Source organism: Burkholderia cepacia, from assembly GCF_001039005.1.
Classification (GTDB): domain Bacteria; phylum Pseudomonadota; class Gammaproteobacteria; order Burkholderiales; family Burkholderiaceae; genus Burkholderia; species Burkholderia theae.
Map to the genome: position 1 here is coordinate 35,665 of NZ_LDWR01000028.1, position 26,645 is coordinate 62,309.

Consider the following 26,645-nt stretch of genomic DNA (forward strand, 5'->3'; position numbering starts at 1 on the left):
GACGCGCACTGACGCGAGCGCCACGCCGCACTGATAAAATGCACGGTTTCGGCCACCGTGCGCCGCGTCCGCGCGAACGCAGAACGGCCCCTCCGGCACCCCGCCCCTGGCGGCGGCCCGCCCTCTTCCCGACGTCAGACCATGTTCAGCTTCTTCAAACGATTCAAGAAAACGCAGGAGCCCGATCCGGCGGAATCGCAATCGGCCGACGCGTCGCAAGCGGACGCGTTGTCCGATGCGCCCGCGGTCGAGGCCCCGCCCCCCGCGGCCGACGTGCCGCAAGCGCCCGCGCAACCGGCCGCACCGGCCGTCGTGATGACGGTCACGCCGACCAACGACGGCCGCGACGAAGTCGTCGAGACGGTCGAAATCGTCCCGCCGCCGACGCAGGATGCCTCCGCGAAGAAGTCGTGGCTTGCGCGCCTGAAAACGGGGCTCGCCAAGACGGGCACGAGCATCACCGGCGTATTCGTCAACACGAAGATCGACGAGGAGCTGTACGAAGAGCTCGAAACCGCGCTGCTGATGTCCGACGCGGGCGTCGACGCGACCGAGTACCTGCTCGACGCGCTGCGCGAAAAGGTGCGCACGGGCCGGCTGACCGACCCGCAGCAGGTGAAGAGCGCGCTGCACGACCTGCTCGTCGAGTTGCTGAAGCCGCTCGAGAAATCGCTGATGCTCGGCCGCGCGCAACCGCTCGTGATGATGATCACCGGCGTGAACGGCGCGGGCAAGACGACCAGCATCGGCAAGCTCGCGAAGCACCTGCAGAGCTTCGACCAGTCGGTGCTGCTGGCCGCCGGCGACACGTTCCGTGCAGCCGCGCGCGAACAGCTGGCGGTCTGGGGCGAGCGCAACAACGTGACGGTCGTGCAGCAGGAAAGCGGCGATCCGGCCGCGGTGATCTTCGACGCGGTCAGCGCCGCGCGTGCGCGCAAGATCGACGTGATGATGGCCGACACGGCCGGCCGCCTGCCGACGCAGCTCCACCTGATGGAAGAGCTGAAGAAGGTGAAGCGCGTGATCTCGAAGGCGCACGACGGCTCGCCGCACGAGGTACTGCTGGTGATCGACGCGAATACCGGCCAGAACGCGCTCACGCAGGTGAAGGCATTCGACGACGCGCTCGGCCTCACGGGCCTCATCGTCACGAAGCTCGACGGCACCGCGAAGGGCGGGATTCTCGCCGCGATCGCACGGCAACGCCCGGTGCCCGTCTACTTCATCGGCGTCGGCGAGAAGGTCGAGGACCTGCAGCCGTTCAGTGCCGAGGAATTCGCGGACGCGCTGCTCGGCTGAACGCCGCCGGCACGCATCGCACGGGGCGCCTTCGGGCGCCCATTTTTCATGCGCACCCGCAAACCGGGCGCCACGTTCATTCGGCGTCGGGCTGCGCGCCGGGCTCGGCGGACTTGAAGGCGTCCAGCGTCGCCGCATGATCGGCGATCCGCTGGATCGTCGGATAACGCGTTGTGTCGATCGAGAAGCGGTTCGCGTTGAACACCTGCGGCACGACGCACACGTCGGCGAGCGTCGGCGTGTCGCCGAAACAAAGCTTGCCGGTACGCGAATCGTTCGCCAGACGCGTCTCGAGCGTTTCGAAGCCCGCCTCGATCCAGTGCCGGTACCACGCATTCTTCGCTTCTTCGGGCACCTGCAGCGTGTGCTTCAGATACTTCAGCACGCGCAGGTTGTTGAGCGGATGGATCTCGCACGCGACCTGCAGCGCGACCGCGCGCACATACGCGCGATCGACCGGCTGCTTCGGCAGCAGCGCGGGCTCGGGATGGGTTTCCTCGAGATATTCGATGATCGCGAGCGACTGCTGCAGCGTCGCGTCGCCGTCGGTCAGCGTCGGTACGACCGCATCCGGATTCAGCGCGCGGTACTCGTCCTTCAGTTGCTCGCCGCCGTTGCGCAGCATGTGCACGGGGACATAGTCGAACGGCAACTGCTTCAGGTTCAGGGCGATCCGCACGCGGTACGACGCGGAACTGCGGAAATAGCTGTAGAGCTTCATGGGATGTCTCGCTTGGTCGTATTCGGCCGGCAACGGCACAGGCGCGGCGCAGCCGGCGCGCACTGCCGGGAATCAGAGTGTAGCGCGACGCGATGCGCGGCCGCGCTGACGCCGGCCGCGCCCGTGCGATACTCGGGGCATTCCTCACCGCTCACCGTGCGGCCCGATGCCGGCCGCCCGCCCCACGCCCCGATGACCGCTTCCCACGATCCCGCCGCCGTTCCGTTCCCCTGCGCCCGCTTCATCAAGGAGATCGGCCGCGGCCCGCACGGCGCGCGCGCGCTGTCGGCCGAGGACACGTTCGAGCTCTATCGCGCGATGCTCGACGCACGCGTGTCGGACCTCGAACTCGGTGCGATCCTGATCGCCTATCGGCTGAAGGGCGAATCCGCCGACGAACTGGCCGCGATGCTCGCCGCCGCGCAGGCGTCGTTCGAGCCCGTGCACGTGCAGGACGCCGCGTTCCGCCCCGTGTCGATCCCGAGTTACAACGGCGCGCGCAAGCAACCGAACCTCGTGCCGCTGCTCGCGCTGCTGCTCGCGCGCGAAGGCGTGCCGGTGCTCGTGCACGGCGTCGAGCGCGATCCGGGCCGCGTGACGAGCGCCGAGATCTTCTCGGCGCTGTCGCTTCCGCCGTCGACGTCGCACGACGCGATCGAGGACACGCTCGCCGAGCGCCGCGTCGCGTTCGCGCCGATCGAAGCGCTGGCGCCGCGCATCGCGCATCTGCTGTCGATGCGCAGCGTGCTCGGCGTGCGCAACTCGACGCACACGCTCGTGAAGATCCTGCAGCCGTTCGCGCCGGCCGGCCTGCGGCTCGTCAACTACACGCATCCGCCGTACCGCGACAGCCTCGCGCAATTGTTCCGCGACCATCCGGACGCCGCGCTCGGCGGCGCGCTGCTCGCGCGCGGCACCGAGGGCGAGGCCGTCGCCGACACGCGACGCCAGGTGCAGGTCGACTGGCTGCACGACGGCGTGTGCGACACGCTGATCGAAGCCGAACGTTCGTCGGCCGATGCGCCGCCCGTCGCGCTGCCCGAATCCCGCGATGCGGCGACGACGGCCGCGTGGACCGACGCCGTGTTGCGCGGCGAGATGCCGGTGCCCGACACGGTCGCGCGACAGGTCACAACGATCGTGCAGATCGCCCGCATCGCACGCTGACGGCACGGCGTCGACCCGCCCCCGCACCCCGGCCATTTGACACGCGCCCGCAATCTGGCATAGAGTTGCCGTCATGCGTTCCTTTCCGAACACCCTCCGAATTACCTCCGGCCGCCTAGCGCGGCCGCTATCGCTACGACTAGCCTAAGGCTGTCGTAGCGCCGTGTGCTGTCCGCACGGTCCCTCCCAGCAGTTCCTCGCCGTACCCCTCTCGCAGTTTTTACAACCCGAAGTCGTCAGCATTCGTCCGTCTATCCGTCGGTCGATTCGCGAAGATCATCCGCATCCGCAGCGCCATCGTGCGCCGCGGTGCGAGGCAGCGCCAACCGTCGCCCATGCCGCCCGTCTTCGCTCGCGACTTGAGACCCGAGGTCCCGAAGATGCAGCGCAATCCGCAAGACAAATACCGCCCGTTCGAACCCGTCCGCCTCAATGGCCGCCGCTGGCCGGCCCGTACCATCGAACGCGCGCCCGTCTGGATGAGCACCGACCTGCGCGACGGTAACCAATCGCTGATCGAGCCGATGAGCATCGAGCAGAAGCTCGAGTTCTTCGAGATGCTGGTCGCGATCGGTTTCAAGGAGATCGAAGTCGGTTTTCCGTCGGCGTCGCAAACCGACTTCGATTTCGTCCGCAAGCTGATCGACGACAAGCGGATTCCGGACGACGTGACGATCGAGGTGCTCGTGCAGTCGCGCGAGGACCTGATCGCACGCACGTTCGACGCGCTCGAAGGCGTGCCGCGTGCGATCGTGCACCTGTACAACGCGGTCTGCCCGTCGTTCCGCCGCATCGTGTTCGGAATGTCGAAGCACGACGTGAAGGCGCTCGCGGTCGACGGCACGCGCATCATCAAGGCGCACGCCGCCGCGCGCCCCGACACGTACTGGACCTTCCAGTACTCGCCGGAAACCTTCAGCATGACCGAGCTGACGTTTGCGCGCGAGATCTGCGACGCCGTCGCGCAGACCTGGCGGCCGACCCGCGACCACAAGATGATCGTGAACCTGCCGGCCACCGTCGAAGCCGCGAGCCCGAACGTGTTCGCCGACCAGATCGAATGGATGGACCGCAACCTCGCGTATCGCGACAGCATCGTGCTGTCCGTGCATCCGCACAACGATCGCGGCACCGCGGTCGCGGCGGCCGAACTCGCGCTGCTCGCGGGCGCCGACCGCATCGAAGGCTGCCTGTTCGGCAACGGCGAGCGCACGGGCAACGTCGATCTCGTCACGCTCGCGCTGAACCTCTACACGCAGGGCATCGACCCGGGCCTCGATTTCTCCGACATCGACGCGGTGCGCCGCGTCGTCGAACGCTGCAACCAGATTCCCGTGCATCCGCGCCATCCGTACGCGGGCGACCTCGTGTTCACCGCGTTCTCCGGCTCGCACCAGGACGCGATCCGCAAGGGCTTCGCGCAGCAGCGCCCCGACGCGGTCTGGGAAGTGCCGTACCTGCCGATCGACCCGGCCGACCTCGGCCGCAGCTATGACGCGGTGATTCGCGTGAACAGCCAGTCCGGCAAGGGCGGCGCGACGTTCCTGCTCGAACGCGGGATGGGCTTCACGCCGACGCGCCGCGTGCAGATCGAATTCAGCCACGCGGTGCAGTCGCTCGCCGACGCGTCCGGTGAGGAAGTGACGGGCGACGCGATCTGCGCGCTGTTCGCCCGCGAATTCTTCGAGACCGACGGCCCGGCCGCACGCCACGGCGGCAACGCGCGCTGGCGGAACCGCGAGATCGCGGCGGCGCCGGCGGCCGACGCGACGCCCGAAGGCGCCGTGCGACGTTTAGCCGCGGCATTCGCGACGGCCGCCGGCGCCTCGATCGACGTCGCGTCGTGCGAACACGCGCGCACGACGGACGGACGGTTCGCGGTGTCGGTCGGCTGCCGGGTCGGCGATGCGCCACAGCGGCACGGCGTCGGCCTGCACGCGGATGCGGCAAGCGCAGCGCTCGACGCGGTCGTCAGCGCGATCAACCGCTCGGCATGGCATGGCACGGACCGCCGCGCGGCGGCCTGACCGTCGGGCTTCGATTCAGGGTTCCAACGTCAGCGAGCGGGGCGTGACCGCCCGTGCGCCGCGCGATCCGCGCCGCACGAGGCAACAAAAAGCGGCCCAGAAGGCCGCTTCGGTCGGGACATGAAAAAGAGCGCCACGCGCGCTCATGTCTCGGTCGCGCACCGCGTCGCCTGCCAGGCGAGCAGGCTCCAGCGGCCCTGCTCGTGGGTGTGGACGGACGTATAGGCAATCGGGAAGACCAGGCCGCCGTTGTTCGTTTCCATCTCGATCAACGCGCGTCCGGTGACGACGCAGGTTTCGTCGCCAACGGGCAGCACGTCCTGCGACTGGATTTCGATCTGACGATAGCGGCGGCGGCCTGCGACGATGGCGTCGATGAACTGCTGCTTGGTTTCACGTTTGCCGTTGGTGTGAACGAAGAACACCTTGTCCGACAACAGCGCGTCGAGCGCCTCGCCGTCCCCGTCCACCATCGCCCGGAACCGATCGCGCTCGAGCGCGCGGATCGCATCGACCACCTTCGCCATCGCCTGACTCCTCGGCAACGCGCACGCCGTGCGCGGGCATGCGGATCAGAAGTTGTACTGCACGTAGAACTGGTGGAAATTTATACCAGGATTCGGCTCTTTGATACCCGCGTTAGACACATGTTGAAAACGGTAACCGACCTGATATTGTTGCCGTTCTCCGAACTGCGCGCCGACGCCGACGACATCCACGAACTGGAACGAGGTCCCCAGCGAAAGATGGGTGGAAATCGTCGGAGAAGTCAGGAACCGGATGCCGGCGCCGGCCTCGACGAACGGGCGCACCTGACCCGCACTCTTGATGAAGCGGAACATCGGCGTCGCGCCGATCTCGCCGAGGCCGCTGTGGACATTGCCGCCCGTGTGCCAGTAGCCGACGTGGCCTTCCATCACGAACGTGAAGTGCCAGCCGCCGATTTCCCACCCGTTCCAGCCCGGATCCCACACCATGCCGAGATCGGCCTTGTCGATCCCGTGACGATCCGAAAACCCGCCGCCCGCCTGGATCCCCCATCGATCCGCGAATGCCGCACCCGATCCGCCCAGAAGTGACGCCGCCAGCATCGCGTGCAGCGCAAGCCGGCTGCGGGGCCGGCGATTCTTCTTATTGTTCATCTGACACTCCAACTTTTTGGGTTGAATGGAGCCGGCCGCAACGGCATGGCCCGAGCGAACTGAATGGTATGGTAAAGGACTTTTCCGATCGGCATCACGAAGCGAAATGGCTTCCTTCCAAAACGACAAAAATCGAAATCGTCTACCGATTCCTATCCGAAACAACGGTTTACGGAACTTCGATCCGCCTCTTTGGTCGCAGATTAGACTATCGACTCGACTACTTCGATAGAAAACCGGGAACTCCGATGCCCACGCCCGCTCTAAGGAATTAGCACTCGGATTACGGGAGTGCTAAGATTGGCTCCGGTCTTTCATCCGAGACCCGGGGTTTGTCCCTGATTCCAAAGGAGTTTTTTAGTGAGCAACGCCCTGACCCTTCCGAACACCCTGAGCCCGACGCCGGCCAAGGCCGCATCGGCAGGCTCGCTGGCGCTCGCCGCTCAATCGATGTTGCCGGGCCAGCTTGGCAACATCGATTCGTACATCCAGGCCGTCAATCGCATTCCGCTGCTGACGCCGGAAGAAGAACGCCAGTACGCGACCGAATTCCGCGACGACAACAATCTCGGCTCGGCGCGCCGCCTCGTGCTGTCGCACCTGCGGCTCGTCGTGTCGATCGCGCGCAACTATCTCGGCTACGGCCTGCCGCATGGCGACCTGATCCAGGAAGGCAACATCGGCCTGATGAAGGCCGTGAAGCGCTTCGATCCGGCCCAGAACGTGCGTCTCGTGTCGTACGCGATCCACTGGATCAAGGCCGAGATCCACGAGTACATCCTGCGCAACTGGCGCATGGTGAAGGTCGCGACGACGAAGGCGCAGCGCAAGCTGTTCTTCAACCTGCGCAGCCACAAGAAGAGCATGCAGGCGATGACGCCCGAGGAAATCGACGGCCTCGCGCAGGAGCTCAACGTCAAGCGCGAAGACGTGTCCGAGATGGAAACGCGCCTGTCGGGTGGCGACATCGCACTCGAAGGGCAGGTGGAAGACGGCGAGGAGTCGTATGCGCCGATCGCCTACCTGGCCGACTCGCATAACGAGCCGACCGCCGTGCTCGCCGCGCGTCAGCGCGACACGTTGCAGACGGACGGCATCGCGCAGGCGCTCGACGCGCTGGACGCGCGCAGCCGCCGCATCATCGAGGCGCGCTGGCTGCACGTCGACGACGACGGCTCGGGCGGCTCGACGCTGCACGATCTCGCCGCCGAGTTCGGCGTGTCGGCGGAACGTATCCGCCAGATCGAAGCGAGTGCGATGAAAAAGATGCGCACCGCGCTCGCCGAATACGCATAAATCCCCGACGATTTAGAGCGCCTCATCGAAAACCGCTGCCCGACCGGCAGCGGTTTTTTTTCGCGCGTCTTTTGCACGTGCTTTTCACGCGCTTCGCCGTTCGCTTCTCCGCCGATTAATTGACCTGATTCATCAGGTATTAGGCTGTTTGCGGACCCCTTCCGCATAACCTTGATCTGCCTCAAGTTTCGGCCCGCGTTTCGCGACGGTCTGCCGCAGCGCAGCACTCGGCATCGGAAAGCAGTCCTTTTAAAATTGGCATGTCCGGCGCAAAAGGATTAAAACAGCTTCACGGCCGTCATAAATCCGACGTAAAGTCGCCCCAAAACCGACCTAAATCGATTCAGGATATTCGCCTTGATCTCGATCAATAAAGAGCCTGCGCCGCCTCCCCCGCGGCCGGCCGGCACGATCGGCTGGCGCGCGCGCATTGCCGCGTGGGCACGCGGCCCGACCCTCGCCCGCGACATCACCCTGGTGCTGATCGTCAAGCTGATCCTCCTGATGTCGCTCAAATACGCATTCTTCAATCATCCGCAGGCCGAGCACATGTCGCTTCCGCCTGCCGCCGTCGCCGAGAAGCTGCTTTCGGTGCCGGCGCCTGCACCCACCGAGGGAGACCACCATGATAAGTAGTGAAGTCGTCGATCTGTCACGTCTGCAGTTCGGCATCACGGCGCTCTACCACTTTCTGTTCGTGCCGTTGACGCTCGGCCTGTCCTGGCTGCTCGTCATCATGGAAGCCGTCTACGTGATGACCGGCAAGCAGGTCTACAAGGACATGACCCAGTTCTGGGGCAAGCTGTTCGGGATCAACTTCGCGATGGGCGTGACGACCGGCATCACGCTCGAATTCCAGTTCGGCACGAACTGGTCTTACTACTCGCACTACGTCGGCGACATCTTCGGCGTGCCGCTCGCGGTCGAAGGCCTGATGGCGTTCTTCCTCGAATCGACGTTCGTCGGCCTGTTCTTCTTCGGCTGGAACCGCCTGTCGAAGGTCAAGCACCTGATGGTCACGTTCCTCGTCGCGCTGGGCTCGAACCTGTCCGCGCTGTGGATCCTCGTCGCGAACGGCTGGATGAACAACCCGGTCGGCGCCGAGTTCAACTACCAGACGATGCGCATGGAGATGACGAGCCTGTTCGACGTGCTGTTCAACCCGGTCGCGCAGGTGAAGTTCGTGCACACGGTGTCGGCGGGCTATGTATCGGCCGCGATGTTCGTGCTCGGCGTGTCGTCGTGGTACCTGCTGAAGAAGCGCGACATCGACTTCGCGCTGCGCTCGTTCGCGGTCGCGGCCGGCTTCGGCCTCGCGGCGACGCTCTGCGTGATCGTGCTCGGCGACGAATCGGGCTATACGACCGGCGAAGTGCAGAAGATGAAGCTCGCCGCGATCGAATCCGAATGGGACACGGCGCCCGCGCCCGCCTCGTTCACGCTGATCGGCATTCCGAACCAGGAGGAACAGCGCACCGACTACGCGATCAAGATCCCGTACGCGCTCGGCCTGATCGCGACGCGCTCGATCGACGAACCCGTCATCGGCCTCAAGGACCTGATGCAGCGTAGCGAGGAGCACATCCAGAGCGGGATGATCGCGTACGGCGCGCTGCAGAAGATCAAGGAAGGCGACACCAGCGCCGCGACGCACGCGCTGTTCGACCAGCACAAGCAGTATCTCGGCTACGGGCTGATGCTCAAGCAGTTCACGCCGAACGTGGTCGACGCGACGCCCGAGCAGATCAAGGCCGCCGCGAAGAAGACGATCCCGCCGGTCGCGCCCGTGTTCTTCTCGTTCCGGATCATGGTGGCCCTCGGCCTCCTGTTCGTCGCAACGTTCATTGCCGCGTTCTGGTTCTGCGCGCGCCGCGAACTGCTGCAGGACAACCGCCGGTGGTTCCTGCGCTATGCGGTGTGGGCGATCCCGCTGCCGTGGATCGCGATCGAATTCGGCTGGATCGTCGCCGAGCTCGGCCGCCAGCCGTGGACGATCGCGGGCGTGCTGCCGACGCACCTGTCGGCATCGAGCCTGACGCCGACCGACCTGTACCTGAGTCTCGCGGGCTTCATCCTGTTCTATACCGCGCTGTTCGTCATCGAGATCAAGCTGATGTTCAAGTACGCGCGCCTCGGCCCGTCGTCGCTGCATACCGGCCGCTATCACCACGAACTCGCGGCCGCCAGCGAGCGCGCCCCGGCCTGAGCACGCACCCGAAACGGAACAAGGAATCGCTATGGACTATGCAACTCTCAAGCTGATCTGGTGGCTGCTCGTCGGCGTGCTGCTGATCGGCTTCGCCGTCACCGACGGCTTCGACATGGGGGCGACCGCGCTGCTGCCGTTCCTCGGCAAGACCGACGACGAGCGCCGCATCATCGTCAACACCGTCGGCGCGACGTGGGAAGGCAACCAGGTGTGGCTGATCACGGCCGGCGGCGCGATGTTCGCCGCCTGGCCGCTCGTCTACGCAGCGTCGTTCTCCGGCTTCTACTTCGCGATGCTGCTCGTGCTGTTCGCGCTGTTCTTCCGGCCGGTGGGCTTCGACTACCGCAGCAAGCGGCCTGACCCGCGCTGGCGCGCGGGCTGGGACTGGGGCCTGTTCGTCGGCGGCTTCGTGCCAGCGCTCGTGTTCGGCGTCGCGTTCGGCAACCTGCTGCAGGGCGTGCCGTTCAAGTTCGACAGCGACCTGCGCGTGACCTACTACGGCAGCTTCTGGGCGCTGCTGAACCCGTTCGCGCTGCTGTGCGGGCTCGTCAGCCTCACGATGCTCGTCGCGCACGGCGCCGCGTTCATCAAGATGAAGACCGACGGCGTGATCGCACGCCGTGCATCGATCGCGCTGCGCGTGTCGGCGTTCCTCGCGGTCGTGCTGTTCGTGCTGGCCGGCGTGCTGATCGCCTCAACTATCGGCGGCTTCCACATCACGCGCGCCGCGGCGACCGACACGGTCGCGAACCCGCTGCTCAAGGACGTCGCCGCCGGCTCGGGCCTGTGGCTCGCGAACTACAGCCAGTATCCGTGGATGATCGCGGCGCCCGTCGTCGGGATCGCGGGCGGCCTGCTGGCGCTGCTGCTCGCCGGCTCGAAGCAGGAGAAGACGGCGTTCCTCTGTACCGGGCTGATGATCACCGGCGTGATCCTGACCGCGGGCTTCTCGATGTTCCCGTTCATCATGCCGTCGTCGCTCGATCCGCGCAGCAGTCTGACCGTGTGGGATTCGACGTCGAGCCATATGACGCTGCAGGTGATGCTGTTCGCGGTGATCGTATTCCTGCCGATCATCCTGCTCTATACGAGCTGGGTGTATCGCGTGATGCGCGGCAAGGTCACCCGCCAGACGCTCGAAGAGAACAAGCACTCGATGTATTGAACCGGGCCGGGGCGCGCAGGCGCCCCCGTCCACCGTTTCGCAAGGAGTCGGATCATGTGGTATTTCAGCTGGATTCTCGGTATCGGCGTCGCGCTGTCGTTCGGCATCGTCAATGCGATGTGGCTCGAAGCGCGGCAGAAGACGCAGGAAGCGCCCGTGCGGGCGCGCCGCGACTGACGTGTGACGCGTGCGGCGGATCGCACCGCCGCTGTCCGGACAGAACCTCGCTTCGCGCGAGGTTTTTTTTCGTACCGGCCGCGCTGACAGGCCCGGCACGCCGATGCCAATTTAGCGCCAGATTGATACCACTTGAATACCAATAAAAGGTTTCATAAGATCTTTGGACACGGCCGCTGACAGGCCGAATCCATCTGGTGGGGGAGACATGCGAATCCCGTATGTGGCGCACGCGTGCGCGCCGTGTCGTCATCCGTGGGCGGCCGCGCCCGCCGTCGTGCGCGGCCGGTCGAGCGCAGCCGGTTGCGGCTGCCACGCCGCCGCGGCGGTTGCCGCGCGCCGCCGATGAGCACGCGTACGCCACCCCGCCGGTCCGATCGGCACGCCTGCCCGCCCCCCGTTCCGTAACGCACGCCCCCGCGTGCCGAATGCGCGCGGTGCGGCCGCATCGCCCCGCGTGCTGTATCTCCCGCTGCTCCATTGAAAGACCCGAACGCAGCGACGTCGCTCCACGACGCCGCCACGCCCCCTTTTTTCTCAGGAGTTCGAATGAAGCGCACCTTGCCATCCCTGTTTGCCGGCCTGCTGATCGCGGCGCTGTCGCCGGTCGCGATCGGCGCCCAGCCGGCGTCGACTGCCGGCACCGCACCATCGGCAGCACAACCGGCCGCGCAACCAGCCAATCTCGCGGCGCTGCTGTCGAACGGCCTCGCGTTGCGCGTCGCCGTCGACAACAACCACGCGGCCGCGGCTGGCGTGCCGTGCGCCGATCTCGGCGCCGACGGCGCCGCCTGCGCGACGGGCCGCCTGATCCTGCAGAACCGCGGCCACCAGGCGATCGCCGACGGCGGCTGGAAGCTTTATCTGCACAGCATCCGCCGCCTGCTGCGGATCGACCGTCCGGGCTTCGCGCTGCGGCGGCTCACGGGCGACCTGTACGAACTGACACCGCAACCTGGCTCGGTGCGGCTTGCGCCCGGCGAGCGCATCGAGCTGCCGTTCGTCGCCGAATACTGGCTGCTGCGCTACAGCGACGTGATCCCGCGCCCGTACGTGGTCGTCGACGGCGCGCCGCCGGCCGTGCTCCGCTACAACGACACCGACGACGAGCTTCGCTACGTCGAATCGCTGCCGGCCGACGCGCAGAACAACTCAACCGGCAACGCGCCGCCCGTGGCTGCACGGCCCGACGCGAGCCGTGCGCTGCCGAGCGTGAAGCGCGAGCAGCCGCTGCCCGGCACGCTCGACCTGCGCGGCGTCGAACTCGCGCTGCCCAACCTGCCGGACGCGCAGGTCGCGGCGCTGCGCGATCGCGCGACGACACTCGGGCTCGACGGCGCGCGCGTGCCGGTGTGGGGCACGGTCGCGCCGCGCCGGCTGCCGGCCGACATCGCGACACCCGGCGGCTACCGGCTCGCGATCGGGCCGCGCGGCGTGTTCATCGAGGGCTACGATCGCGCGGGCCTCTACTACGGCGTGCAGACGCTCTTCTCGCTCGCGCCGGCCGGCGGCGGCCCGATTCCGGCGATGCTCGTCGAGGATGCGCCGCGCTTCACGCATCGCGGGATGCACGTCGACCTCGCGCGCAACTTCAAGCACCCGGCGACGCTGCGCCGCCTGATCGACCAGATGAGCGCGTACAAGCTCAACCGCCTGCACCTGCATCTGTCCGACGACGAGGGCTGGCGCGTCGAGATTCCCGGCCTGCCCGAGCTGACCGAGATCGGGGGACGCCGCTGCCACGACCCGAGCGAAACGCGTTGCCTGCTGCCGCAACTCGGCTCCGGCCCGGACAACCGCTCCGGCGGCGGCTACCTGACGCGCGACGACTACGTGGCGCTCGTGCGTTACGCAGCCGCGCATTTCGTCGAGATCATCCCCGAGATCGACATGCCCGCGCATGCGCGCGCGGCCGTCGTGACGATGGAGGCGCGCTACCGCCGCCTGCATGCTGCCGGCCGCGAGCAGGAAGCGAATGCATACCGGCTGCTCGATCCGCAGGACACGTCGAACCTGACGACGGTGCAGTTCTACGACCGGCGCAGCGACCTGAACCCGTGCGTGCCGGGCGCGCTCAATTTCGCGTCGAAGGTGATCCGCGAGATCGCGGCGATGCATGCGGATGCGCAGGCGCCGCTGCACATCTGGCATTACGGCGGCGACGAAGCGAAGAACATCCTGCTCGGCGCGGGCTTCCAGCCGCTGAACGGCACCGATCCGAACAAGGGGCGTATCGATCTTGCCGCGCAGGACAAGCCGTGGGCGCGTTCGCCCGCGTGCACGGCGCTGCTCCAGCGCGGCGAGATCAAGTCGATCGACGAGCTGCCGACGCGGTTTGCGCAACAGGTGAGCGCGGCGGTCAACGCGAACGGGATCGACACGATGGCCGCCTGGCAGGACGGCATCAAGCATGCGAACGGGCCGCAGGACTTCAGCACGCGTCACGTGATGGTGTCGTTGTGGGACACGATCTTCTGGGGCGCATCGGATAGCGCGCGTGACCTGAGCGGCAAGGGCTACCTGACGGTGCTCGCACTGCCCGACTACCTGTACTTCGACTTCCCGTACACGCTCAACCCGCGCGAGCGCGGCTACTACTGGGGCTCGCACGCGACGGACGAGTACAAGGTGTTCTCGCTCGCGCCGGAGAACCTGCCGCAGAACGCCGAGGTGATGGGCGACCGTGACGGCAACACGTTCGAGGTCACGGGCACGGGCCCCGCACCGCGCATCGAAGGCATGCAGGGGCAGGCGTGGGGCGAGGTGATGCGCAACGACACCTTCCTCGAATACATGGCCTATCCGCGGCTGCTCGCGCTCGCCGAGCGCGCGTGGCACCGGGCCGACTGGGAGCTGCCGTACGCGGCCGGCGTACGCTACAAGCGCGGCGATACGCATCACGTCGACCTGGCCGCGCTGCAGCGCGACTGGGCCGGTTTCGCGACGCTGCTCACGCAACGCGAATTGCCGAAGCTCGACCGGGCCGGCATCGGCTACCGGAAGCCGACCTTCACGCTGACGAACCCGTGAGCTGCTGAGCGGTTGAACGGTTGAGCGATACGCGATGCGGGCGAACGCATCGCGCAATCGCCCCGCCAAAGAAAAACGGCTTGCGACGCATCGCAAGCCGTTCTCATTTTTGCCGGCCGGCCCGAACCCGCGTCGCGGATCAGGCCGGCTTCATCGCATCAGGCCGGTTGTGCGGCCGCCCCGCCGCTCGCCGGCGGCAAGCGCGCGCCGAGCTGCTCGGCATAGCGTTGCGCCGCGTTGCCGCAGACGATGTGGAACGTGTCGAGCGACACCCACGCGACGTCGAGCGCGCCGAGACGATCGCGATCGACCGCCGACGGATCGCGCACGACAACGCGCAGGCGCGTGGTCGCGATCGCATCGAGCGACGCGACGTTGGTCGCCCCGCCGAACACCGCGAGCCAGCGGGCCGGCTCCGGATCGAGCGGGCCGGCGGCCGCGCCCGTGACGGGCTGCGCCGCGGCGGCGGTCGCCGTCGCTGCCGCGCCGGTCGCGCCGCTGCCGATCGCCGCACGCATCTCGTCGGCAATGATGTCGGCCTCGGGCCCGATGATCACCTGGACGCTGTTGCCGCCGCGCTTGAGCACGCCGCGCGCGCCGATTGACTTCAGTTCCGGCTCCGAGACCTTCTCCGGATCGACGACGGTCAGGCGCAGACGCGTCGTGCATGCGTCGACGACCGACAGGTTGCTCGCGCCACCGAGTGCCGCGATGTAGCGCTGCGCACGCGGCGCAACCGCGGCGGCACCCGCAGCCGGTGCGACGAAGCCGCCCGATGCGTACGATTCGACTGCCGCATCGGCCGATGCCGGCTCACGGCCCGGCGTTGCCATGTTGAACTTGCGGATGAAGAAGCGGAACAGCCCGTAGTACGCGGCGCCGTACGCGATGCCGAGCGGGATCGCGATCCAGCCCTTCGACGACAGCCCGTAGTTCAGCACGTAGTCGATCGCGCCGGCCGAGAACGTGAAGCCGAGCTTCACGCCGAGGATCTGGCAGATCGCGAGCGACAGCCCCGTCAGCACCGCGTGGATCACGTACAGCACCGGCGCGAGGAACATGAAGCTGAATTCGATCGGTTCGGTCACGCCGGTCAGGAACGACGTGAGCGCCATCGAGAACAGCAGGCCGCCGACCATCGCGCGGCGCTCCTTCGGCGCCTCGTGCAGCATCGCGAGACACGCCGCCGGCAGGCCGAACATCATGATCGGGAAGAAGCCGGCCATGAAGGTGCCCGCGGTCGGGTCGCCCGCGAAGAAGCGGTGCAGGTCGCCGTGCACGATGTCGCCGCCGGCGGGCGGCGTGAAGTTGCCGAACACGAACCACGCGAGCGAGTTGATGATGTGGTGCAGGCCCGTGACGAGCAGCAGGCGGTTCAGGAAGCCGAACACGAACGCACCGATCGCGCCCGCCGTCGTCAGCCACTGGCCGGCCGCGTCGATCGCATGCTGGACCGGCTGCCAGACGTACCCGAACGCGATGCCGAGTATCACGCAGACCAGCCCCGTGATGATCGGCACGAACCGTTTGCCGCCGAAGAACGCAAGGTAGTCCGGCAGCTTGATGTCCTTGTAGCGGTTGTACAGCAAGCCCGCGACCACACCCGCGATGATCCCGGACAGCACGCCCATGTTCAGCTTGGGATCGATGTCCTTCATGATCGCGGTTTCGATCAGGTAGCCGATCGCGCCCGCGAGCGCAGCAACGCCGTTGTTGTCCTTCGCGAAGCCGACCGCCACGCCGATCGCGAACAGCAACGGCAGATTGTCGAAGATCGCACCGCCGGCGTCGGCGATCATCTTGATGTTGAACACGTCGGGCTGGCCGAGTCGCAGCAGAATGCCGGCAACCGGCAGTACCGCGATCGGTAGCATCAGCGCCCGTCCCAGGCCCTGTATTTTCAGAAACGGATTCCCGTTCATTCAGTCCTCCAATCCTTGTCTCGTCGTTAATCGTCGTTGACCTAATTACGCTCTTGTACCGAAACGGGCCACGCGCCCGCCGTCGACGTTCAGTCGAGCGGCCAGACCTCGCGGCTTGCTGCCCTTACCGCCTGTGCCGAATCGAGCGCGAGCAGATCCTGCGCGCGCTGACGGCACAACTGGTAATCGAGACGGCGCACCCGCGCCTTGATGCCCGGCACCGACACGGGGTCGACCGACAGTTCGGTCACACCGAGGCCCACCAGAATCGGCACCGCGAGCGGATCGCCGCCGAGCGCGCCGCACACGCCGACCCACTTGCCGTGCTTCCCGGCGCCGCGCACCGCGATGTCGATCAGGCGCAGCACGGCCGGATGCAGGCCGTCGGACTGCGCGGCCAGATCGGCCTGGCAGCGGTCCATCGCGAGCGTGTACTGCGTCAGGTCGTTGGTGCCGATCGACAGGAAATCCGCGTGTTGCGCGAGCTGGTCGGCCAGCAGCGCGGCCGACGGCACTTCGATCATCACGCCGACCTCGATCGGCTCGGTGCGGCCCTGCGCACGCGCGAATTCGTCGATGCGCTTTCTCAGCCGCACGAGTTCGCCCGCGTCGGTGACCATCGGCAGCAGGATGCGCACCGCGCCGAACGGCTTCACCGCGAGCAGGCCCTGCAGCTGATCGTCGAGCAGATCGGGGCGCACCTGCGCGAGGCGAATGCCGCGCAGGCCGAGCGCCGGGTTCGGTTCGGGCGGCAGCGTCAGGTAGTCGACTTCCTTGTCGGCGCCGACGTCGAGCGTGCGGATGATCGCCGCGCGGCCCTGCAGCGCGTCGACGATCGACTGGTAGCTCTGCTGGTGTTCGACGACCGTCGGCGCGGCCTGGCGATGGATGAACATTAATTCGGTGCGCAGCAGCCCGACCGCGTCCGCGCCGTTGTCGACCGCGGTGTTCGCGTCGTCGAGCGTCGCGATGTTCGCGGCGACCTCGATCGCGCGGCCGTCGACCGTCTCGGCGCCAACACCTGCCAGTTGCCGGTTCGCTTCGCGCACGCCGTCCAGGCGCTGGCGCTCGTGGCGCGCGCGTTCGACGTCGAGTGCGGTCGGCGCGTGTTCGAGACGGCCCGCGCTCGCATCGACGACGACCTGCGTGCCGTCCGGAATCGCGTACAGCGCGTCGCCGACCGCAACCAGCGCGGGGATGCCGAGTTGCCGCGCGATGATCGCCGCGTGCGACGTCGCGCCGCCGCGCGCCATCACGAGCGCGGTCACGCGCTGGCGATCGAGCGACGACAGGTCCGACGGCGTGAATTCCTCGGCCGCGAGCACGGCCTCGTCGGGCAGCGCACGCGCCGCGCCGTTCGTGTGGCCGAGCGCGCGCAGCACGCGCTTCTCGATGTCGCGCAGGTCGGCCGCGCGCTCGGCGAGCAATGCGTCGTCGAGCTTCGACAGCGTGTCGATCTGCGTGCGGATCGTCGCGCGCCACGCGAAGCCCGCGCTCTTGCCGAGGCTGATCAGGTCGCGCGCCGCGTCGATCAGCGTCGGGTCCTCGAGCAGCACGCGATGCACCGCGAAGATGCCCGCTTCGCCGACCGCGCCGCGCGCCGACGCGTTGCGCACCGTTTCGTCGAGTTCGCCGTCGACGGCCTTCAGCGCCTGGTCGAGCTGGCGGCTTTCCGCGGCCGGCGTGCCCGATGCCTGCTCGGGCGGCACGATTTCCGCATCGTCGAGACGCACCAGCGTGCCGACCGCGATGCCGGGCGCCGCACACACGCCCGCGAGCGTGTTCGGATCAATCGGAGCGCCGACGTTGCGCGCAACCATCTGCGGCGCGGGCGACCTCAGCCGCGCCGGTTTTTCCTCGACTTCGCCGTGCGCTTCGCGCAGCAGTTCGTGCTCGACCGCATCGACGGCCTGCTGCGCATGCGCGCCGCGGCCGATGAGTTCGACCGTCGCGCCTTCGCCGGCGCCGAGGCCGAGCAGGCCGACGACGCTCGCGATCGACGCGTTGCGGCCGTCGAACCGCACGTCGACGGTCGCGTCGAACCCGCGCACGGCTTCGCGTGCACGCGCGGCCGGCCGCGCATGCAGGCCGCCCGGCTGCGCCAGCACGATCTCGCGGCGCACTTCGTGGTGCGCCGCCGCGCCGGCCTGCGCCGCCTGCGCGGCCGCTTCGCCCTTGCCGCGCAACGCGAGCAACGGCGTCTCGCCGGCCGTCGCGAAACCGCTTGCGCGGTCGACGACCTCGAACGCGTCGGAGTTCGCGATCGCGATCACCGACACGAGCGAATGCGCGCTGCGTGCGACCGTGTCCTGGTCGAACTCGATCAGCAGATCGCCCGCTTCGACGCGCGCGCCGGCTTCGACGTGCGCGGCGAAGCCCTGCCCGTTCAGCTCGACGGTGTCGATGCCGATGTGCAGCAGCACCTCCGCGCCTTGCGGCGTCGTGATCGTCACCGCGTGACCCGTGCGCGCGAGATGCGACACGATGCCCGCGCACGGCGCGACGAGCTTGCCCGCGAGCGGATCGATGCCGATGCCGTCGCCGAACATCCCGCCGGAGAACACCGGATCGGGCACGTCGGCCAGCGCGACGATCGGCCCCGTCAGCGGGGCAAGCAGGACGATCTGATCGTGGGTGGGGCTCTTCAACTGGGACTCCTCGGCGCGTCTCATCGGCTGTCTCGGCTATCAGTGCGTTTCGGTGACTTTGTTCAGGTGGCGCGGCGTGTCGGGATTGCGGCCGCGCGCGACGGCGAGATCCGCCGCCATCACGTAGAACGAAAGAATGGCGGCGATCGGGTCGAGCGCCGAATGGGCGGACTGCGCGAGCGGCAGCGTCGCGCCGGGCGTGCCGGCGGGCGCCGCGAGCAGCACGGCGGCGCCGCGTGCACGCATGTCTTCAGCGAGCTGCAGGAGGCCGGCCTGCTCGGGCCCCGGCGGCGCGAACACGAGCAGCGGATAGTCGCGGTCGATCAGCTCCATCGGGCCGTGACGGACTTCGGCGCTCGAGAACGCCTCGGCCTGGATGCCGGACGTTTCCTTCAGTTTCAGCGCGGCTTCCTGCGCGATGGCCAGACCGAGGCCGCGGCCGATGACGATCATCCGCTCGATGCCCTCGAGCGCGGCGACGGCCGGCGACCAGTCGAGCCGGCCGGCCTGCGCGAGCACGTCGGGCAGGCCGCGCAGCGCGCTCACCAGCGCGGCGTCGCGCTGCCAGTAGGCAACGATCTGCGCGGACAGCGACAGCATCGCGATATAGCTCTTCGTCGCGGCGACCGACAGTTCGGGGCCGGCGAGCAGCGGCAACTGGTGCTCGCACGCGTCGGCGAGCGGCGACGGCAGCACGTTCACGGCGGCGACGGTGCGCGCGCCGGCTTCGCGCAGCGCGGCCATCGTGTTGACGAGATCGGGGCTCTTGCCCGACTGGGAGAATGCAATCGCGAGCTGGTCCTGCACCTTCAGCGGCGCCTGCTGCAGCGTCGCGACCGACATCGGCAGCGAGGCGACCGGCACGCCGAGGCGGCTCATCGTCAGGCTCGCGAAATAGCTCGCGGCGTGATCCGAGCTGCCGCGCGCGACCGTCAGCGCAACGGCCGGCGGGTGATCGAGCAATTGGCCGGCGAGCGCTTCGACGCGCGTGGTGTCGGCGATCTGCGCGGCGACGACCTGGGCGGACTCGCGCGCTTCCTTAAGCATATTCGACAATCGATTCTCCTTCGACGTAGGTCGCGGTGAGGTTCAGGTCGCGATCGAACACCGCGAGGTCGGCCCATGCGCCGCGCTCGAGGCGGCCGCGATCGGCGACGCCGAGGTAGTCGGCCGCATAACGCGACATCCGGTTCGACACGTCGGCGATCGGCAGGCCGAGCGACACGAGGTTGCGCAGCGCCTGGTCCATCGTCAGCGTGCTGCCGGCGAGCGTGCCGTCGGCCAGCCGCACGCCGCCGAGGCACTTCGTCACGTGCTGGCTGCCGAGCCGGTATTCGCCGTCGGGCATGCCCGTTGCGGACGTGCTGTCGGTCACGACGTACAGGCGCGGGATCGCGCGCAGCGCGGCACGAATCGCGCCCGGGTGCACGTGCAGCAGGTCGGGAATGATTTCCGCGTATTCGGCATGCGCCAGCGCCGCGCCGACCAGGCCCGGGTTGCGGTGATGTAGCGGCGACATCGCGTTGAACAGGTGCGTGAAGCCGCATGCGCCGTGCTTGAGCGCGGCGACGGCGTCGTCGTAGGTCGCGAGCGAGTGGCCGAGCTGCACGCGCACGCCGCGCGCGGCCATCTCGCCGATGATCTCGATGTGGCCGGCGATTTCCGGTGCGAGCGTGACGACCCGGATCGGCGCGATCGACAGGTACTTCAGCACTTCGTCGAGCACGGCCGACACGGCCGCGTCGGGCTGCGCGCCGAGCTTGCCGGGGTTGATGTACGGCCCTTCGAGGTGCACGCCGAGCACGCGCGCGCCGCCCGGCGTGCGGGTGCGCGCAACGGTGCCGAGGTTGCCGACGACCTTCATCAGTTCGTCGCGCGGCGCGGTCATCGTCGTCGCGAGCAGGCTCGTCGTGCCGAATTGCGCGTGCGTGCGGGCGATCGTCTCGATCGCGTCGCCGCCTTCCATCACGTCGGCGCCGCCGCCGCCGTGCACGTGCAGGTCGATGAAACCCGGCAGGATGTACGGCGCGTCGTTCTTCGCGGGATCGACGGGCTTGCCGTCGAGCGTGGTGATGCGGCCGTTCTCGCTATCGAGCGAACCGTGAATCCAGCCGTCGGGGGTGAGGATGTTTCCAGTCAGCATGACGTTCTCTTGATGATCTGGTGACGCGGGCATCCGCGTCGTGATTTGCAAATCCGTGTCGTTGCTTCGCGCCTGTCGCGCGCGGGCAGTCTCGCGCGTCAGCGTTTCAGTTCGGCGACGAAGTCGTAATAGTCGTCGCGGCAATACGTTTCGGATACTTCGATCGCGCGCTGGTCGGCACCGTAGCCGATGCGCGTGATCACGAGCAGCGCCGAGCCCGGCTTCACCGCCATCCATTTCGCGATCGCGTGCGTCGCGTTCGCCGCGCGAAAGTGCTGCAGCGCGCGTACGACGGTCATCCCGCGCGCTTCGAGGTATTCGTACAACGATGCGCCGAGCGCCTGCGGATCGGGTACCACCGCGGCCGGCAGCGTCGAATGCTCGACCGCCATCACGATGCCGTCCGCGCGGCGCAGCCGTTCGAGCCGCGCCACCGTCGCGCCGGGCGCGAGACCGAGACGCGTGAGCTCGTCGCGGGTGGCGGCGCGCAGCGTGCGCGACAGCCATACCGAATCGGGCACGAAACCGCGCTGCCGCATCTTCGCGGTGAAGCCGACGAGACGCGACAGCGGATCGGCGACGCGCGGCGTGATGAAGCTGCCCGCCCCGCGCGCCCGCTTGATCAGCCCCTGCTCGACCAGCAGCGCGAGTGCGCGGCGTGCCGTGATCCGCGATACGCCGACCGACACCGACAGCAGCCGCTCCGACGGCAGTGCCTCGCCGGCCTGCCACGCGCCGCCGTGTATCGCGCTCGCCAGGTTGCGGGCGATCTGCAGATAAAGCGGCGTGTCGTTGAGCGGATCGGGCGCCAGTTCGGACCAGCTGGTTTCCATGTGTCTCCGGGTGTCGGACGACGACCTCGGGCCGTCGAAAGTGAACGCATTATATAACCACCATAATACCAGTCAACGAACTGGTATTAGCGGTGCAAAAATCGCCGGAAGCCTTGTCCGGCAAGCGTTTTAGTATCGACAAAGCCTTTGTTTACAACGCAGTGCGGGATAGGGATTTACCCGGATTGGTATGCAAGGGGACAGTTCGAGCGGCCGGTTTGCCGGGTTTTCGGGCGTCGAAATCAGACCGGAATAGAACCACTTGGGGCGACTGGTATGCATCACGCGGCGGGGGCATGCGCGAGTGCGCTTCCCGCTACCCGGCCGTCTTTCTCCAGGACCGGAACAACTCCAGCAGCGCGCGGCACGGCGTCGACGTCGCGCCGCCCCGCCGCCACACCGCGCCGACGTCCATCGTCGGCACGGTCACGCTGAGATTGCGGCGGCTGATCCGGTTTCCCTCCAGCGACCACGGCCGATAAACGAGATCCGAGAGGATCGTCACCCCGTGCCCGAGCGCGACGAGGCTTCTCACGGCTTCGATCGATTTGCTCTGCATCCAGACGTTCGGCGCGATGCCGTAGCTCCCCCAGTACTTGCCGACGGTTCGCAGGTGCTCGTCCATGTCGAGCAGCAGATAGTTCTCGCGCGCGACGTCCTCGAGGGTGACGCGATGGGCGTCCTGCAACGGATGCCCCGGATGGGTCCACAGCCGGCGCGGCGAGCGAAGAATCGTCTCGTATTTCAGGTCGCCGACTTCCGCGATATTCGACACCAGCAGCAGCGCGATATCGAGGCGATCGTCGACCAGCATGGTCTCGATGGCTTCGCGTTCGCTTTCGACGATGCTGACGCTCAGGTTGTCGAAGCGCTGGGAAATGGCGGACATCAGCGACGGCATCAGATAGGCCGAGATGGTTTCGGTCACCCCGATCCGGACATGCCCGGCGGTCTGCTCCGGCTGCTCCTGCGCGGCCGCCACGGCGCGATCGATCGACATCGTCGCGTGCTGCACATGACGCAGGAACCGCTCGCCGGCCGGTGTCAGGCGCACGCCTTTCGGATGACGCAGAAGCAGCGTGACGCCGACCGCATCCTCGAGGTTTTTCAACGCGATCGTCATCGACGATTGAGACACCGAACAAAGATTGGCCGACTTCGAAATTTGCCCCGTATCGGCAACGGACACGAAGTATTCGATCTGGCGCAGGGTGACGTGCGTGTTCACGAGAAAGGATCCGAGAAGTCCGGGCAGCTCCGGATCAGCACTGCCTCGAAGGTCCGAACAGTACAACAGGTCGATGGACGCGATATTGATTCTATATATACCGGACCATCGAAAGGATGAATTTGTCATGGCTGCCGCCGCTTCCTAGCATAGTCGCAAACATGAAGCGGACGATGCAAACCGATGGAGACGCAGGAAAAGAAGGGCTACTGCACGTTGTGCCGGTCGCGATGCGGCACGATCAACGTCGTGCGTGGCGACATGATGATCAAGGTCCGACCCGACGATACGCACCCGACCGGCCACGCGATGTGCATGAAGGGGAAAGCAGCCCCCGAACTCGTGCATAACCCGAACCGCGTGCTGTATCCGATGCGCCGCACGCGCCCGAAGGATGCCGTCGATCCCGGCTGGCAACGCATCGGCTGGGACGAAGCGCTGTCCGAGATCGCGGAGCGTCTCGCGTATTTCAAGCGGGAAAACGGCGCCGAGTCGGTCGCCTTCGGCGTCACCACGCCCAGCGGCACGCCGATGAGCGACAGCATCGACTGGGTCGAGCGATTCGTCTGGTTGTTCGAAAGTCCGAATATTTGCTATGCGACCGAGATCTGCAACTGGCACAAGGACAGCGCGCATGCCTTTACGTTCGGCTGCGGCATTCCCGTCGCGGATTACCGGCATGCCGAACTCATCGTGCTGTGGGGAAACAATCCCGCCAATACCTGGCTCGCGCAGGCCGATGCGATCGCAACAGGCCGCCGCAACGGGGCCAGGCTGATCGTCGTCGATCCGCGGCCGACCGCGCTCGCACGGGAGGCCGATCTGTGGCTGCGCGTCAATCCCGGTACCGACGGCGCGCTCGCGATGGCGATCGCGCGGCAGATGATCGCGACCGGCAACGTCGACGATGCATTCGTGCGGGAATGGACGAACGGCCCGTTGCTCGTGCGGGCCGACACCGGGCGGTTTCTGCGCGAGCGGGACCTCGACGGCGATGCGTCGGGCAACCGCTATGTGCTGTGGAACGAGACGCTCGAGCGGCTGGAACTCGCCGAAGAGGAAACCGCGCCCCGGCCTGCCGACCTGTTGATGACCGGCGTGCGCCGCGTGGCGATCCGGGATGCGGCGGGCCGCTGCGTGGACGTGGACTGCACGCCGGCCTTCGACCTCTATTCGAAGGCGCTCGATGCCTATACGCCAGACTATGCGGCCACGATCACCGGCGTCGACGCAGCCGACATCGTGAAGGCCGCTGAAATGCTGCGGCCGCATCAGGCCATTGCCTATCACGCATGGTCGGGCGTCGGCATGCACACCAATGCCACGCAGACCGAGCGATCCATCGCGACGATGTATGCGTTGACGGGTGCATTCGACACGCGCGGCTCGAATCGGGCATGGACGAAGCAGCCGGCCAACGCGGTCAGCAGCTACGCGATGTTGAACCCGCGGCAACGCGCGAAAGCGCTCGGCCTTGCGGAGCGGCCGCTCGGCCCTCCCGCGCAAGGCTGGGTAACGGCACGCGACGTCTATCGCGCCATTCTCGACGGGGAACCCTACCGCGTGCGCGCGCTGTTCGCGTTCGGCACGAACATGGTGCTGTCCCAGGCGGATGGCGGCCTCGCGCACGATGCGCTCTGCGCGCTCGATTTCCATGTTCACTGCGATCTCTTCGAGACGCCGTCGTCACGCTATGCGGACATCCTGCTTCCGGTGAACACGCCGTGGGAACGGGAAGGTCTGCGACTCGGTTTCGAGATCGACGAGCGCGCGGTCGAACTCGTGCAGTTGAGGCAGCGCATGGTGCCGCCGCGAGGCGAGAGCCGGGCCGACTACGACATCGTCTTCGACCTGGCCGTGCGGCTCGGGATGCAGGACGCGTTCTTCGGCGGCAGCATCGAGGCGGGATGGAATCACGTGCTCGAACCGCTCGGGCTGAACGTCGCGTCGCTGCGCGCCCATCCGGAAGGCATCTACAGGCCATTGCCGCAACGCGAGCGGCAATACGCTGCAGCGACGCCCAACGGCATTCGCGGCTTCGACACGGAGACGCGGCGCGTCGAACTGTATTCCGAGAAATTGCATCGTCACGGCTACCCACCCGTTCCGCGGTACGTGCCGCCGCGGCATGGCGAGGATGCGCACGCGGACAATCGCCGGCGCTTTCCCTGCACGTTGACCTCGATGAAGAACGGGTACTACTGCCACAGCCAGCATCGCGGCCTGCCGAGCCTGCGTCGCCGCGCGCCGCATCCGATAGCGGAACTCAACGACGAACTGGCGGCGGAACACGGCATCGTCGACGGCGACTGGTGCCTGATCGAAACGACGAACGGCTCGGCGCGCTTCAAGGCGCGCGTCGTACCGGAACTGGCGCGCAACGTGATCGTGGCCGAATACGGTTGGTGGCAAGCGTGCGACGAGATCGGCCTGGACGCGCTCGCCGTGGGCGGCCGCGACAACAGCAATTTCAACCAGCTCGTGTCGGCGACGCAACTCGATCCGGTCAGCGGATCGTCGCCGCTGCGTTCCGTGCGCTGCCGCATCCGGCGCGACCAGTCGGTCGATCCGGCGCGCCGATCGTGGAAAGGCCTGCGGGACTTTGTGGTGTCCGCCATACGCGAGGAAGCGAGCGGCGTGCGAACCGTCACGTTTCGGGCCGCGGACGGCGGCGCACTGCCGGACTATTTGCCCGGTCAGCATGTGACGCTGCATATCCCGTCGCTCGGCGACGGCGGGACGACGCGCGCCTATTCGCTGACGGGCGCCGCCCGCGAAGACGATCGCCGCACTTACGCCATCTCGGTACGCCACCAGAAAGGCAGGACTGGCGACGGCACGGCGTTCGAAGGCGCGATGTCGTCCTACATTCACGGCGCGCTCGAGGTCGGTGATCCCGTCTTGCTCGGTGCGCCCGGCGGCACGTTCGTCGTGCCGCCGGCATCGCGGCAGCCCGTCGTGATGTTCGCGGGCGGCATCGGCATCACGCCGTTCATCTCGTACCTGGAATCGATCCGGGATCAGGCGGACCGGGCGCCGGAATCGAGACTCTTCTACGCCAACCTGAACAGCAGGACGCACGCGTTCCGCGACCGCATCGAGACCTTGAAGCGGCGACTGCAGAAGCTCGAAGTCGTCAACTGCTACAACCAGCCGCACGACGAGACGCCGGGACGCGACTATCAGATGCACGGCTACCTGTCGGCCGACGTGGTCGCCGACGATCTGATCCGGCGGCGCGCACGGTTTTATCTGTGCGGCCCCGAACCGATGATGGAGGCGATCACGTCGGGGCTGATCGCGCGCGGCGTCCCGCCGTTCGACATCTTCAAGGAAGCGTTCAGATCACCGTCCCGGCCGACGCTCGACCCGTCGAAGCAATACACGGTGCAGTTCACGCGGTCGCGTCGCACGGCCACCTGGACGCCCGGCGACGGCAGCCTGCTGTCGTTCGCGGAGCGTCTCGGCATCGCGTTGCCGAGCGGTTGCCGGGTCGGACAGTGCGAGAGCTGCGCAGTCAAGGTCGTCTCGGGCGAAGTCACGCATCTGAGCGGACCCGGGCCGGACGAAGCCGACATGTGCCTCGCCTGTCAGGCCATTCCGGCAACCGACGTCAGCATCGACGCCTAAACCCCGAT

19 protein-coding genes are annotated in these 26,645 nt (G+C 67.2%); 10 read left to right on the plus strand and 9 right to left on the minus strand.

The features are described from left to right. Window positions 1-141: 141 nt before the first annotated feature. Window positions 142-1,299 carry a signal recognition particle-docking protein FtsY gene (gene ftsY, locus VL15_RS16960; protein ID WP_048246987.1) on the plus strand — a complete coding sequence of 386 codons (1,158 nt, stop codon included), beginning with the start codon at window positions 142-144 and terminating at the stop codon, window positions 1,297-1,299. 76 nt (window positions 1,300-1,375) lie between these two features. Here ftsY and maiA read toward each other — a convergent pair whose 3' ends face one another. After that, window positions 1,376-2,020 (minus strand): maleylacetoacetate isomerase, encoded by a 645-nt coding sequence (gene maiA / locus VL15_RS16965; RefSeq protein ID WP_048246989.1) that lies wholly within the window; start codon window positions 2,018-2,020, stop codon window positions 1,376-1,378. A 192-nt stretch (window positions 2,021-2,212) separates the two neighbouring features. On the opposite strand from maiA, the gene ybiB reads away from it, so the two are divergent. Continuing rightward, a complete protein-coding gene (ybiB, locus tag VL15_RS16970) occupies window positions 2,213-3,187 on the plus strand; it encodes a DNA-binding protein YbiB (protein WP_048246991.1) in 975 nt (324 codons plus the stop codon). A 380-nt stretch (window positions 3,188-3,567) separates the two neighbouring features. After that, entirely contained in the window at window positions 3,568-5,214 is a 1,647-nt protein-coding gene (gene leuA, locus VL15_RS16975; RefSeq protein ID WP_048246993.1) for a 2-isopropylmalate synthase, read from the plus strand. Between the two features lie 143 nt (window positions 5,215-5,357). Here leuA and VL15_RS16980 read toward each other — a convergent pair whose 3' ends face one another. Together VL15_RS16980 and VL15_RS16985 are read right to left on the minus strand one after the other, a co-directional pair. Then, on the minus strand, window positions 5,358-5,741 hold the full coding sequence (locus VL15_RS16980; RefSeq protein ID WP_048246995.1) for a nuclear transport factor 2 family protein: 384 nt from the start codon (window positions 5,739-5,741) through the stop codon (window positions 5,358-5,360). 45 nt (window positions 5,742-5,786) lie between these two features. Next, window positions 5,787-6,356 carry an acyloxyacyl hydrolase gene (locus tag VL15_RS16985; RefSeq protein ID WP_048246997.1) on the minus strand — a complete coding sequence of 190 codons (570 nt, stop codon included), beginning with the start codon at window positions 6,354-6,356 and terminating at the stop codon, window positions 5,787-5,789. A gap of 360 nt (window positions 6,357-6,716) precedes the next feature. Here VL15_RS16985 and rpoH point away from each other — a divergent pair, with 360 nt between their 5' ends. From rpoH to VL15_RS17015, 6 genes are all read left to right on the plus strand, one after another. After that, entirely contained in the window at window positions 6,717-7,652 is a 936-nt protein-coding gene (gene rpoH / locus VL15_RS16990; protein ID WP_048246998.1) for an RNA polymerase sigma factor RpoH, read from the plus strand. Window positions 7,653-8,009: 357 nt separating this feature from the next. Continuing rightward, the gene (gene cydP, locus VL15_RS16995; RefSeq protein ID WP_048246999.1) at window positions 8,010-8,288 is read left to right on the plus strand and encodes a cytochrome oxidase putative small subunit CydP; all 279 of its coding nucleotides are present in this window, start codon (window positions 8,010-8,012) and stop codon (window positions 8,286-8,288) included. Next, entirely contained in the window at window positions 8,278-9,858 is a 1,581-nt protein-coding gene (locus VL15_RS17000; protein ID WP_048247001.1) for a cytochrome ubiquinol oxidase subunit I, read from the plus strand. Before cydP ends, VL15_RS17000 begins: the two co-directional genes overlap by 11 nt. Window positions 9,859-9,889: 31 nt before the next feature. Beyond that, complete coding sequence (cydB, locus tag VL15_RS17005; RefSeq protein WP_048247003.1) at window positions 9,890-11,026, plus strand: cytochrome d ubiquinol oxidase subunit II; 1,137 nt, start codon at window positions 9,890-9,892, stop codon at window positions 11,024-11,026. Between the two features lie 54 nt (window positions 11,027-11,080). Continuing rightward, complete coding sequence (gene cydX / locus VL15_RS39255; protein WP_006477761.1) at window positions 11,081-11,203, plus strand: cytochrome bd-I oxidase subunit CydX; 123 nt, start codon at window positions 11,081-11,083, stop codon at window positions 11,201-11,203. 549 nt (window positions 11,204-11,752) lie between these two features. Continuing rightward, window positions 11,753-14,233 carry a family 20 glycosylhydrolase gene (locus VL15_RS17015; RefSeq protein ID WP_048247004.1) on the plus strand — a complete coding sequence of 827 codons (2,481 nt, stop codon included), beginning with the start codon at window positions 11,753-11,755 and terminating at the stop codon, window positions 14,231-14,233. 158 nt (window positions 14,234-14,391) lie between these two features. Here the strand turns inward: VL15_RS17015 and nagE are convergent, their stop codons facing one another. From nagE to VL15_RS17045, 6 genes are all read right to left on the minus strand, one after another. After that, on the minus strand, window positions 14,392-16,155 hold the full coding sequence (gene nagE, locus VL15_RS17020; RefSeq protein ID WP_048247005.1) for an N-acetylglucosamine-specific PTS transporter subunit IIBC: 1,764 nt from the start codon (window positions 16,153-16,155) through the stop codon (window positions 14,392-14,394). 89 nt (window positions 16,156-16,244) lie between these two features. Further along, entirely contained in the window at window positions 16,245-18,827 is a 2,583-nt protein-coding gene (gene ptsP / locus VL15_RS17025) for a phosphoenolpyruvate--protein phosphotransferase (protein WP_048247007.1), read from the minus strand. 15 nt (window positions 18,828-18,842) lie between these two features. Further along, entirely contained in the window at window positions 18,843-19,850 is a 1,008-nt protein-coding gene (locus tag VL15_RS17030; protein WP_048247009.1) for an SIS domain-containing protein, read from the minus strand. After that, complete coding sequence (gene nagA / locus VL15_RS17035; RefSeq protein ID WP_048247011.1) at window positions 19,843-20,946, minus strand: N-acetylglucosamine-6-phosphate deacetylase; 1,104 nt, start codon at window positions 20,944-20,946, stop codon at window positions 19,843-19,845. The genes VL15_RS17030 and nagA overlap by 8 nt, the downstream gene beginning before the upstream one ends. Window positions 20,947-21,044: 98 nt before the next feature. Continuing rightward, window positions 21,045-21,779, minus strand: a complete 735-nt coding sequence (locus VL15_RS17040; protein WP_048247013.1) for a GntR family transcriptional regulator — start codon at window positions 21,777-21,779, stop codon at window positions 21,045-21,047. Between the two features lie 316 nt (window positions 21,780-22,095). Further along, entirely contained in the window at window positions 22,096-23,007 is a 912-nt protein-coding gene (locus VL15_RS17045; RefSeq protein ID WP_048247015.1) for a LysR family transcriptional regulator, read from the minus strand. A 183-nt stretch (window positions 23,008-23,190) separates the two neighbouring features. Between VL15_RS17045 and VL15_RS17050 the strand changes: the two genes are divergently transcribed. Next, window positions 23,191-26,637, plus strand: a complete 3,447-nt coding sequence (locus VL15_RS17050) for a molybdopterin-dependent oxidoreductase (protein WP_048247016.1) — start codon at window positions 23,191-23,193, stop codon at window positions 26,635-26,637. The last annotated feature ends 8 nt before the right edge of the window (window positions 26,638-26,645 follow it).